Annotated in this window: 15 protein-coding genes; 6 read left to right on the top strand and 9 right to left on the bottom strand. The window is 67.9% G+C overall.

Annotated features, from left to right (window positions below):
• The first annotated feature begins 971 nt into the window (after positions 1 to 971).
• From MKK82_RS12830 to MKK82_RS12820, 3 genes are all read left to right on the top strand, one after another.
• Positions 972 to 1,274 carry a hypothetical protein gene (locus tag MKK82_RS12830; RefSeq protein ID WP_238291424.1) on the top strand — a complete coding sequence of 101 codons (303 nt, stop codon included), beginning with the start codon at positions 972 to 974 and terminating at the stop codon, positions 1,272 to 1,274.
• A 117-nt stretch (positions 1,275 to 1,391) separates the two neighbouring features.
• The gene (locus tag MKK82_RS12825; protein ID WP_243985942.1) at positions 1,392 to 1,553 is read left to right on the top strand and encodes a hypothetical protein; all 162 of its coding nucleotides are present in this window, start codon (positions 1,392 to 1,394) and stop codon (positions 1,551 to 1,553) included.
• Between the two features lie 683 nt (positions 1,554 to 2,236).
• Positions 2,237 to 2,449, top strand: a complete 213-nt coding sequence (locus tag MKK82_RS12820; RefSeq protein WP_238291425.1) for a hypothetical protein — start codon at positions 2,237 to 2,239, stop codon at positions 2,447 to 2,449.
• 77 nt (positions 2,450 to 2,526) lie between these two features.
• Here MKK82_RS12820 and MKK82_RS12815 read toward each other — a convergent pair whose 3' ends face one another.
• The gene (locus MKK82_RS12815; RefSeq protein WP_238291426.1) at positions 2,527 to 3,030 is read right to left on the bottom strand and encodes a ferritin-like domain-containing protein; all 504 of its coding nucleotides are present in this window, start codon (positions 3,028 to 3,030) and stop codon (positions 2,527 to 2,529) included.
• 214 nt (positions 3,031 to 3,244) lie between these two features.
• Positions 3,245 to 3,406: a hypothetical protein gene (locus tag MKK82_RS12810; protein WP_238291427.1), complete on the bottom strand. Its 162-nt coding sequence runs from the start codon at positions 3,404 to 3,406 to the stop codon at positions 3,245 to 3,247.
• Positions 3,407 to 3,733: 327 nt separating this feature from the next.
• Between MKK82_RS12810 and MKK82_RS12805 the strand changes: the two genes are divergently transcribed.
• On the top strand, positions 3,734 to 4,249 hold the full coding sequence (locus MKK82_RS12805) for a phenylacetaldoxime dehydratase family protein (protein WP_238291428.1): 516 nt from the start codon (positions 3,734 to 3,736) through the stop codon (positions 4,247 to 4,249).
• 27 nt (positions 4,250 to 4,276) lie between these two features.
• Here MKK82_RS12805 and MKK82_RS12800 read toward each other — a convergent pair whose 3' ends face one another.
• On the bottom strand, positions 4,277 to 4,933 hold the full coding sequence (locus MKK82_RS12800) for a DUF4142 domain-containing protein (RefSeq protein WP_243985943.1): 657 nt from the start codon (positions 4,931 to 4,933) through the stop codon (positions 4,277 to 4,279).
• A gap of 150 nt (positions 4,934 to 5,083) precedes the next feature.
• Positions 5,084 to 5,215: a hypothetical protein gene (locus MKK82_RS33915; protein ID WP_279602971.1), complete on the bottom strand. Its 132-nt coding sequence runs from the start codon at positions 5,213 to 5,215 to the stop codon at positions 5,084 to 5,086.
• A 362-nt stretch (positions 5,216 to 5,577) separates the two neighbouring features.
• On the opposite strand from MKK82_RS33915, the gene MKK82_RS12795 reads away from it, so the two are divergent.
• On the top strand, positions 5,578 to 5,955 hold the full coding sequence (locus MKK82_RS12795) for a hypothetical protein (RefSeq protein ID WP_238291430.1): 378 nt from the start codon (positions 5,578 to 5,580) through the stop codon (positions 5,953 to 5,955).
• A 29-nt stretch (positions 5,956 to 5,984) separates the two neighbouring features.
• On the opposite strand, the gene MKK82_RS12790 is transcribed toward MKK82_RS12795, so the two are convergent.
• From MKK82_RS12790 to MKK82_RS12775, 4 genes are all read right to left on the bottom strand, one after another.
• Complete coding sequence (locus MKK82_RS12790; RefSeq protein WP_238291432.1) at positions 5,985 to 6,245, bottom strand: hypothetical protein; 261 nt, start codon at positions 6,243 to 6,245, stop codon at positions 5,985 to 5,987.
• A 146-nt stretch (positions 6,246 to 6,391) separates the two neighbouring features.
• Entirely contained in the window at positions 6,392 to 6,541 is a 150-nt protein-coding gene (locus MKK82_RS12785) for a hypothetical protein (RefSeq protein ID WP_243985941.1), read from the bottom strand.
• Positions 6,542 to 6,705: 164 nt separating this feature from the next.
• A complete protein-coding gene (locus MKK82_RS12780) occupies positions 6,706 to 6,864 on the bottom strand; it encodes a hypothetical protein (RefSeq protein WP_238291434.1) in 159 nt (52 codons plus the stop codon).
• A gap of 596 nt (positions 6,865 to 7,460) precedes the next feature.
• Positions 7,461 to 8,183: a cache domain-containing protein gene (locus MKK82_RS12775; protein WP_238291436.1), complete on the bottom strand. Its 723-nt coding sequence runs from the start codon at positions 8,181 to 8,183 to the stop codon at positions 7,461 to 7,463.
• 584 nt (positions 8,184 to 8,767) lie between these two features.
• Between MKK82_RS12775 and MKK82_RS12770 the strand changes: the two genes are divergently transcribed.
• Positions 8,768 to 10,054 carry a hydantoinase/carbamoylase family amidase gene (locus tag MKK82_RS12770; RefSeq protein WP_238291437.1) on the top strand — a complete coding sequence of 429 codons (1,287 nt, stop codon included), beginning with the start codon at positions 8,768 to 8,770 and terminating at the stop codon, positions 10,052 to 10,054.
• Between the two features lie 13 nt (positions 10,055 to 10,067).
• Here MKK82_RS12770 and MKK82_RS12765 read toward each other — a convergent pair.
• Positions 10,068 to 10,941: amidohydrolase family protein (locus tag MKK82_RS12765; protein WP_243985935.1), on the bottom strand; the 874-nt coding region annotated here is incomplete at its 5' end.

Raw genomic sequence — 10,941 nt, 5'->3', positions numbered from 1 at the left:
AGGCGTAGCCGGCGTTGATACCGAAGTAGGCGCCGGTCCAGGTGAACACCGGGACGGGGGTGAACACCGGCGGCGGGGCGGCCCGGCGCGGCAGGTCGGCGGCCGAGGCGGCAGCGGTCAGGGCCGTGAAGGCGGCGAGTGCAGTCAGCAGCTTGGTCATCGGGGTCCGTCCAACGTTTCGATCTGACGATAAAGCTACCGATCCCTGACGAAATTGGCTGTAGTTTTACGGACACACCGATCGATGATGCGGCAGGACCGCATAGTAAACCGTCGGTGAACGTGGATCAGCTAGGGGCAATACATCGCGCTATGCGCGGCTGAGCGGCACAACATCTTGGTGTCGCTTTGGTTGCAGCCTGTCGCCGAGTTGTCCGAGGGGTGTTGCGGCGAGGGCACAATCGGCGGGAGCCGCGGCTCTAAAAAGGAGTGCGCCTCATCGGGGACTTCGCCCCGTCCTGCCGATCCGGCCCGAGCACCGCTACTTCTGCCCCATTGGCTGGCCGCAGGGACAGATGGTGTGCCACCGCGGCGACGGCCGCTGGTGGGACGCTGAGGTCAATCGCTGGCGCGGTGGATGGGCCGCCGCATTCGGGCACATCAGGGGCGGACAAGCTCGGTCGCGCTCGCCGGATCCGGATCATCCTGGCGACACCGCATTGGGATCACGACACCGCCAACAACGCCGACGCCAACCTCGCAGTCTTGTGCCGGCGCTGCCACAGGATCCACGATCAGCCGGAGCATCGGCGGCGGTGACGCACGCTGTTCCGGCGCAGGGCGCTCGGCGACCTGTTCGGCGGCCCGTATGCCTGAACACGTCACTGTGAGGACCCCGTAGGGATCTCGTTAACGAGCCCGTCGCACCCTGACCGTGGTCGCTCATCCGCGGCCGCACCGGCCCGTGCCGGTGGATCGCCCCCACCCTGCTGATGTGCGTGGGGGCGTCTGCACGTGGTGGAGATCAAGGGATGCGTGGATCTGTTAAAGCCGCTGGCGCTGCTGCCCTGGTTGCTCTCACGCTATGTGGCACGATGCCGGTCGCCCAGGCCGGCGGCGGCATCGGGGTCGGCGGCGCGGTCGCACTGGGCGCGATCGGCGGCCTGGCCGTCGGCGGCGCCATCGCGTCGGCCAACAACGGTTACTACCCTGGCCGGCCGGTCTACCGCGCCCCGCCGCCGGTCTACGTCGAGGAAGTCTGCCACGTTGAGCGTCGCGGCTACATCGATCCCTACGGTGTCGAGCACATCCGCCGCGTTCGCGTCTGCGAGTAACACCGCATCCACCCGCTGAGCGGAGGCTGCGCGCCTTCGGAGGGGCCGTGCCTTCGCCGCGGCAGCGGGACTCCTCGGGATCAGCTACGGTGCAGGCGTCTCCCTGAGGCGCCCTCCATGCTCGTCCCGGCGCTCACCGTCCGCCGATGCCTGCCGCTCGGGCTCAGGCTCGCCAGTCTTGTGGTCCCGCCCGGCAGCGTCGCCGGGACTGAGTTTCAGAATGCGACGAGCGACTTGGCCTTCGCCCTGTCGGGCACAGCATCGGACCGCGTCCCGTGAAGACCCGCGCGGCGCTCATCCCGGGCCCGGCCCTGCTCCTCCGCTTGCAGGCGCGGAACCGGCCTCGACCCGGGCGGTCGACCCGACTGATCTGTCGACCACGGAGCCGCGTGGCACGGATGCGTGCGCGCGGCTTATGGTAGATGCCCCGAGCGTGGCAGCCGAGCCGGCGGCTTGCGTACTGCGCTGGGCGAATGCACGGCGCACGAGGGCGCCTATGTTGCCGCCTTGAGGGCAGTCCGTCCGGATCACGCCGACATGCCCATGCATGGCTGGGCACCGACGAGGGCGGCATATGTCGCCGTCGTGGTGGGCCCGGTGAAAGCCTGGATCAAGGCGCTGCGGCACTGATCGGACCGGGAGCCAGGGTAAGCGACCCCTTCATCAACTGTGCGCAAAGGCACGGAACGCCCTAATCCTGTCGCCCGCGTGGACGTTCTACCGGCACGCCCACCGGAAACTGGCGGCCATGCTGATCCTCAACCCACTCACCGGCCAGACTGTCGAGATCGTCGTGCCTCCGCCATGGTCCAGGACGGCTTGAGATCGCAGCAGCTTACGCCCATCTCTGATAGGACGGGCGCGCAGGACGGCCATAGGTCGGGCACCTTCGCCTACAGGCTGCCGCCCCTTTCTGACACGCCCTGCACAGGCCCCGCTCTGATTGAGCGGAACGCACACCCATGACGCTATCTGATCTCAACAAGCCCGCGGACCTCACCCTCTGGTCCAGCCATGACCCGGCCCACACCGTGCAGAGCCGTCGCTTCCCGACGTTGCGCGCGGCACTCGCCGCTGCAACCCAAGCGATGGACACCAGCGACGCCCGGCCGTGGATCATCACGGACGCCGGCGACATCCTGGCGCCGAGCTGGATCACGTCACATCGCCTGTAGTGGCCGTGGGCCGGCGCCCGCGGAGTCCAGTTTTCCCGCCGCGCCGGCCCTCACGCGACTGCCCGACCTAGACCGTACTAGGCAGCCTTCTGGTTGATCTTGCTCTCGGCCATGGCGGTCAGCTTCTGATCCGTGGCCTTCTCCTCATCCAGCGTCTGCTGCAGCACGCCGGCGCAATCATCTCGGCCAAGCCGTTTCGCCCAGGCGATCAGGGTGCCGTATTTCGTGATTTCGTAGTGCTCTACGGCCTGAGCCGAAGCCACCAGCGCCGCGTCGAGCACTTCCTTGTCGCTGATCTCGCCTGCGGTCTCGTTTGCCTCTTTGATGATGCCGTCGATGGCCGGGCAATCGACTGCCTTCGGCTTCTGACCATGCATCTGGAATACCTGTTCAAGGCGCTTGATCTGGCCTTCAGTCTCCTTCAGATGCGCTTCGAAGCCTTGCTTGAGTTGCGGATTGGTGGCCTTGCTAATCATCTTTGGCAAAGCCTTCGTAATCTGCTGCTCGGCGTAATAGATGTCCTGTAGCTGATGCACGAACAGCTCGTCCAAAGATTTGATATCGGATGTAAACAGGCCCATGGCTGCCTCCTGAAAATTTATTCGGTTATCGTTTCCACGGCGACAGATGATCAGTCTGCGCGCTTATGGAGGAAACGGTCCGGAGGGAGGCGATGTTCCTGCTGAGCCCGATCACTGCACGGTCCAGGGCTCCCCAAGGGGCAATTTCTCTAAGGTAGGGCTGGCATGAAGAGCGTAACAGGAGTTCTGTCCTGCAACCGGCAGATCTGCGACATCAACCCAACGAGCCGACTGCGGGCAAATCCCGATCCGCAGAGGGGCGGTGCTTGGTGATCTGCACCCGCGGCAGCCGCGCCATCGCTTCCCTGTAGCCCGGCACGACAGCCTCAGGCACGAGGACAACGCGTGCAGCGGCACGGTCTTTCAGGGTGGACATAGGGTACTCCGTTCAGCGCAGGGCCAAGCCCCGTGTGCGCTGCAACGGATATGGGGTGCGCCGCGGCATGCCGCTGCCGCGCGCGACGATGTGCCGGCCCTGCCAGTTGCGCCACGATCGCCCCGAGCACCGACGGCGGCACACGCTGTCCAGGCGCAGGGCGCTCGGCGACCCGTTCGCCGGGTCCCTACGCCTGAATCATTACCTGCCTGATACCGCCTGCGGATTGCGCCCACGCGGATAATCAGGGCTCAAGTGGGTGCTGGATCATTGGCACGAGGGCAACGCTCGGATACTGGTTGTCGCTGCGTATTCGGGAGAAAGGCCATGGAACATGGCGGTCGAAAGGTTGTTCCGGATTTCTCCGCCTATCCAGACATGGTTGTAATCTACCTGGGGATGAAGGTTCGGGCGCTCTACGGTGTGAAGGCGCTCCTCGGATTTGGTCCTAAGATCGAGAGGGCGGGTGCTGGAATGCCGGACGGCCTGCTGCACTATGAAAACAACATCATATTCAGCTTCCGCCCGCTGCATGTCGGTATGCGCTGGTACTGGCGCGACATGAATAGCCTGATCGCCTGGGCAAAATCTGAGCCGCACCGGCAGTGGTGGAAGGACTTCCTGCGAGATACCCGAGGCGTCGGCATCTGGCACGAAAGCTACCACATGCGCGGGGGGATGGAGGCGATCTACGGGGACATCACCCAGCCTGTGGGCTTCGCTGCCTTCATGCCGATGCACGAAGCGCGCGGTTCAATGGCCGCGCGCCACCGAGCTCATGCCAAGTCCGACCTGGCCGATCTACCGCTGGAGAACCTTCCGGACGCGCCCACCATCGGCTGAGCCCATCCAGTCGTCACCATCACCCTGCTAGCCATCAGCCCGTCCCTGCATCCGCGACAGCTGGGAGATGTGCAGGTTGATCAGCGGCAGCGCACCGCGGGCGACGCGGCGCAGCCCTGGATCCTCGCCGGACTGAGCATAGGCGCCATGGATGGCGAGCGCCTCCTGGTGGCCCTGCAAGGAGTTGGCGACGAAGGTGGCGTCGTACTGCGGGCCTGGGGGCATCGCGGTCAGCTGGGAGAGAATCTGCGCCTTCTGCGCGTCCGTGGTCATACCGCTGGGCGGCGGTGCGATCCCGAGCGCGCCGCCTGCCACGCCGGCGGCGGTGCCAACCGCAGCTCCTGCCACAGCCACTGGCGCAGCAACGAGGCCGCCGATCAGGCCCCCAGGACCGGCCGGTGCAGCCGCCATCGGAGCACCACCCGTGTAGGCGCCGAGCTTGCGCGAGAGGTTGACCTGCTCAATCACTTCCGCCCGGGAGAACTTCTTGACCGCCGGGTTCGTCGTCTTCTCGTGCGCGTCACGGGCAGTGTTCTCGAGGAACAGGCCGCCGGTGGTGGCCATCTGAAGGTAGACGCTCGACGGGATCGCGCCGGCCGGGGTGACCTGCGCAACGGCAGTACGCGTGATGGCCAGGGCGGCGGTGGCGCCCAGCATCGTGGTGAGGATGTCGCGACGGTGCATCATCGGATGGCTCCGGGTCGTGAGAGAGGACACCGCGGCGCCAAACGTCGCTGTGGTGCCACTCCCGCGAACCGGACGACCGTGCTCAGGTATCCCGGCGTGCAGCGGCTGGGACAAACCGCCACGCATCACCGCCGGATCGTGGACGCCTCAATCGCTGCTTTCACCGTGTCCAACGTCGTCGCCGGCATCGAGCAACCAGCCGAGCAGATCGAGGCCGACATCGCCGGCTTCATCGCCGACAGGCTTGCCCAGCGCCTCACGTGGGGGCTGCGCCCGCACCTCGGCGAACAGCTCGCGGGCGGCCGGTCCAAAGCCTCGTCCGACAGCACCCGCTCGCGCCCGGCCGGCATGAGTGTATCCCCTTGCCGCGAGCGGGCCGCTCGGCCCCGCCCCGATCTGTTCACGGGGCGGGGGAGCGTCCGATCTCACCAGCGGTCGGGCCGATACGCGACGCGGCCCACAGGCAGGGTGCCAGAGCCGGGTTATCGAACCGGCCGCCGCGTTCGCTGGTGCTGTGTCCCAGATCAGGCCGCCTGTGATGCGCTCCGGCAACGCATCGGCCGGCTTAGTACTGCGTATCCCGCTCGATAAGGAGACATGGGCCGCTATTCTGATCGGCCCCAGTTCGTACGGACAGGCACATGGCGGACGGCCAAGCACGCATTCAGCATGGATCGGTTCGAGGCGAGGCCCTCGTCGCGGCCTGGAACCGCTCGGATCGGGCTTACGTCATCGACCAGCTGGCCGAGACGGTGCGGCTGGAGGCCGCCCGCCCGAAGATGCCGGAGCCGGCCGCTGTTTTCCGCCTGACCACCAGGGCCGAGTTTGAGGCGGAGTTGGAGGCGTATCCTGGGCCGCTGCCGGTCTTCAGGATCGTCGGCCTGTTCGAGGACCCCCGTACCCTCTGTCTGGTGCTTGAGGATGCTGACGGCGACACGCTGGCGGTAACGATCGAGATGGATGAGGCGGACAAGATCGCCTGTATCGTGAGCTACAGGCCGAGGGCCGAGGAGGCCTGATGCGGGTCGATCGCGCGCCGCCGAGCGCGTCAGTCCACCCCGCAAGCCAGCAGATCGCGCCGGCGCTGCTCGGAGTTCCCCTGGGCCTCGTCCTGCCAGCTGACTTCAGGCGGGTCGGAATCGGTCCTGACCGGTCGCTCGCCGGGCATGTAGAGGCTGCGGGGATCGGCAGGCAGCGCGCCCGTCGTCTCGGGATCCTGATTGCAATCACGCGCCGGCTGATGGGCTTGTGCGACGGCGGGGCCCGCGCACACGGCCAGCGCCGCGGCGATCGCGAGTAGTTTCCTCATGGGGTGTTCCTGATCAGCCAGCGTACGCACACATTCCGAACCCCCAGCGGAAACGGGGTAGGGCCCGCGGACTTAATGCAAGGCTTCGGACGCCAGCCACGTCCACGTCGGCAGGGCAGACATGCGTGGCCAGCCTCGCCGCTCGGTCACGGGTCGGCGGGGGTCTGTGTCGTGCCTGAACGGCAGCCGAAATACGTGACGCGCTCCAAGCCGGTTTCGGGAATGTGATGCGGGACGGCGTGACCGGCCGCGATCAGCACGAGGCCGGCCACTGCGAGCGCCACGCCGGCGGCCATGGGAGAGAAGGGATCCCGGCGGTCGGCCAAGCTGCGCGCTGCGACGCGCTCGTTCATCCGCCCGCTTGACGCCTCACACCAGCGCGAGGCCCAAAGGTTGCGCCCCGTTCACCGCCTCAGCCTATCGGTCGCTTCTCGGATTCGGAGAGATCAAGCCTGAGGTCTTACCTGAACAGCGGCAGGCCTGATCCGAGAAGACCCAGGCCGATCACGATGAGACTGCCACCCGTCCGCTCCAGAAGCGCGCTGCGCTGCGGCACCCTCAACGCGCCTGCGGCCAAGCCGAGGCCGAGGCCGAGACAGATCAGGCTCAAAAGAGGCATCGCTGGACTCAACGAGGGCAGGACAGCAGCGGCATGACTGCAGCATGCGGGAGGAGTCAGACAATTACCCCACCAATATCTAACCCCAAATTTGCGAATGTGCCTGAATTGGCTTCTAACTACCCACTAAAAATACATATTAGCTGCCATTTCATCAGACTTTCGTGCGGCTTGCCGGTTCTGACGGAAAACCTTCCAATTGCGACGTGCGGTGCGGGTCGGTTCGCTTGGAGCGATCGACGGCTTCCGACCTCAAGCAGGCCTCGTGATCGGGTGTTGAGCGTCGGATTGTGGTCGCGGGAACCCAGCGCCGTCGCCGAGCCGACGCGGTTACCTGCACGCAAGGCCCGCTTCGGCTACAGGGGGCCATGCGGCAGTCGCGTCGAGGGCACCCGCATCGATGCAGATGTCCTCAGGGGTCCAAGCGAGGAGCAGCCCGGCGGCGAGCAGTGCTGCGACGCCCACCAGCACGATGCTGACGCGCTCTGGGTTGAACCAGCGAGTTTGCAGTACCGCACAGCCGCAGGTGAAGGCAGCCGCCTCCGTCAGCGGTAGAAAGCTGGCCATAGACAAGGTGAGGACCTCTTCAGCCCAGGCTACTGGGCAGCCGCCGCCTTCGGCACGGTGGGCGTCAGCGCCGTCGCAGCGGCTGCCAGGTTACGCCGGGCTTCCGCGACCGCAGCAGCCTTCGCGTCGCTCTGCGCGTTCAAGGCTTCCAGGAAGGCGGTCCAATCGGCCTTCGCTGAGGCCGGGATCTCGCCGTCGAGTTTCGCCCTCAGGCTCGCTACCCGCGCCTCAGGGGTAGTTGCCTGCGGTGCTGCCACGTCGGCATCGTACACGCCCACGGCGCACATCTGATCGCCCGCTCTCGTGTAGTACGTGGTCTTCGGTTCCTCGATCGTGCCGCCGGGTTTCGGGAACAGGTAACGGATTGAGGAGATCTGCCCGGACTTGGCCGTCTCCAGCATGGTCTTGATGAAATAATTGCCGGTTTTGTCGTGCAGGTCATGGACGTCATGGCCCTGCAGGATCGGATTGGGATGGGCGTTCATCATCCCGTCCGGTCCGACACAGAACACGTAGGTGTCGGCGGTGCGAAAGCCGTCCGTTCCCTTGGTGAACTTGATCAGTGCGGCAGCTCCGTCGCGGTCGACGGTCGCCACGACGCGCTTGAGCATCCACTTCGCACCCATCTCAGCGCCGGAACCACTGTCATCACAGGACAAACCCGCTTCGCTGTCGCCACAGGCCAGAACCGGGGTCGTTGCCACGCTCCCCACCAGGATAAGGACAACGAGTACCGAAGTTCTGGTGATCATCGCGGAACTCCGAAATCTGGTTTCATTCCCGGATCTGCAGCATAAGAGGCGGATCTCGGCGGGCTTGCAAGGTGCAAAAACAGGCATCACGCGTTCGTCATGCCGTCCGATCACAGACCGCCGCCGCATAGCTGTCCGCGCGCCACCACCCGCGAGGCTTCTCATGGGGTCGCTTCGGTCGAGGTCGCCCGCTGCCCCGGGCACCCTCGTCCCGGTTCCGTGTCCACGCCCTGCCTCCGTGGATCTCCCCTATCCGCGGGGTGAACCGTCTTGCCCCCTATGCTGCCGAGCCGCGCAGGCGCCCCGGATCGATCGGCCCGCCGGAGCCATTGCAGCCACTCCCGGCTGCTGATGCGGATCACCTTCGGATCCGATTTCCGGGCCCGGTGACGCACTCCAAGGTGCCCGGTGGTGAAGCGCCTCGCCAGCGCGGGCGGCATCGGACCGGGGCGAGCCAGCCGGCGGCGGCGCTGATGCGGGCCCGGCCCGCGCCTGCGGCAAGGATCCTTCCGGCGTGGGCGGCACGGAAGTGGCAGGGTGGCGCCGTCGCGGCCGCCCCGGAGCCGCGCACCGGGAGCGTCGGGATGGGCAGGGTATCGGCGATCGCCACCGCGGTCCGCGCGCAGCGTCACCGGGTCGAGGCGCTGTTCGAAGAGCTCGCCCGGTGCGGCCGGACGGATCCCGGGTTCACGCGGGCCTCCTACAGCCCGGAGGAGACCGCGGCGCACGCGGTGGTGACGCGCTGCGCCGCCGATCTCGGCCTCGCGACGGATCGGGACGCGGCCGCCAACACCACGATGACGCTGCCCGGACGGGACCGGAGACTGCCGCCGATCCTGATCGGCTCCCATCTCGATACCGTGGCCCACGGCGGCAACTTCGATGGGGCCGCCGGGGTGGTGGCCGGCCTCGCCGCCGTCGCGGCCATCCGCGCGATGGGATTGACCCCGGCGCGGGACATCACCGTCCTGGGCATCCGCGCCGAGGAGAGCGTCTGGTTCCAGGTCTCCTACATCGGCAGCCGGGCGGCGCTCGGATCCTTGCCCGACGGGGCGCTCGACGCGGTCCGGATCGACAGCGGCCTCAGCCTCGCCGCCCACATCACCCGGGAGGGCGGCGACCCCGACGCGCTGCGCAGCGGCCCGCCCGCCCTCGACGCCGACGCGCTCCACGCCTTCCTGGAGGTCCATATCGAGCAGGCGCCGAGCCTGGAGGAGGCGGGGATCCCGGTCGGTCTCTGCACCGGGATACCCGGCAACGTCCGCTACCCCGACGTCCGGATCCGCGGGCGCTACGACCATGTCGGGACGCCCCGCCGCTTCCGCTGCGACGCGGCCATGGCGGGCGCCGAGATCGCCCTGGCCCTCGACCGGGTCTGGGCGGACCGCGAGGCGGCCGGCTGCCCGATGGCTGTCACCTTCGGCCGGTTCCACACCGACGCCGCAGCCCATGGCCTGACGACCGTCCCGGGCGAGTTCCGCTTCAGCCTCGATATGCGCGCCTACACGCCCGAGGCGCTGGCGGGGCTGGAGGAGGCGTTCCTGGCGGCCGTGGCGGAGATCGCGGCGCGCCGCCGCGTCACGGTGGCGCTCGGGCCGCGTGCCGAGGCGGGTGTCGGCGCCGTTGCGCCTCGGATCCGCGACGGGCTCGCGGCGGCGGCGGACGCGCTCGGCATCGCGACGCGGCCCCTCGGCAGCCCGGCCTCCCACGACGCCGCCGCCTTCGCCAAGGCCGGCGTGCCGATGGCCATGCTGTTCGTGCGCAACGCCAACGGCAGCCACAATCCCGACGAGGCCATGGCGATCGACGACCTCCTCGACGCCGTCGCGATCCTCACCGCCTGGCTGGTGGAGGAGACCTGCGGCGGTTGAGGGCAGGCCCCCGTCAGGCGAGGAAGCGCGCGTGGTCGCCGATGGGCGCCCCCAGGACCGTATCGTCGCGCATGACCGGGCGGCCGCGCACGATCGTGGCGATCGGCCAGCCGACGACTTCGGTCCCGGCGAACGGCGTCCAGCCGCAGGGCGAGACGATCCAGGATTCCTCGATCCTGCGGCGGGCCTTCAGGTCCACGAGGGTGAAGTCGGCGTCGTAGCCGGCGGCGATCCGGCCCTTGCCGACGAGGCCGTAGACGCGGGCCGGCCCGGCCGCCATCAGGTCGACCAAGCGCGCCAGCGACAGCCGCCCGGCCGCCACGTGGTCGAGCATGATCGGCACCAGGGTCTGGACCCCGGTGAGGCCGGCCGGGCAATCCGGCCAGGGCTGCTCCTTCGCGGCCCGGGCATGGGGCGCGTGATCGCTGCCGACCGTGTCCACGGTCCCGTCGCGCACGGCCGCCCAGGCCGCCGCCCGGTGACGCTCGCCGCGGATCGGCGGGTTCATCACGCCGAAGCCACCCAGCGTGTCGTAGCAGTCCGGCGCCGCCTGGGTGAGGTGGTTGACCAGCACCTCGACGGTGGCGACGTCGCGGAAATCGCGCAGGTAGGCGAGTTCCTCGGCCGTGGAAACGTGCAGGATGTGGGCCGCCCGCCCGGTCCTGCGGGCGAGCGCCATGAGGCGCCGCGTGCCCAAGTAGGCGCATTCCGCGTCGCGCCACTCCATGTGGGTCCGGTAGGGCTGGCCCCGGCTGAACAGCGGCTTGCGGGCCTGAAGCCGCTCCTCGTCCTCGCTGTGGAAGGCGATGCGCCGGTGGCCCGCGCGCATCGCCCGCTCGAGGTGCACGTCGTCCTCGATCATCAGCGCCGCCGTGGAACTGCCCGCG

The sequence above is a fragment of the Methylobacterium sp. E-046 genome (assembly GCF_022829625.1).
In the GTDB taxonomy this organism is placed as follows: Bacteria; Pseudomonadota; Alphaproteobacteria; order Rhizobiales; family Beijerinckiaceae; genus Methylobacterium; species Methylobacterium longum.
Note: the sequence above shows the minus strand (reverse complement) of the source record. Positions and strands in the feature narration are given on the sequence as shown.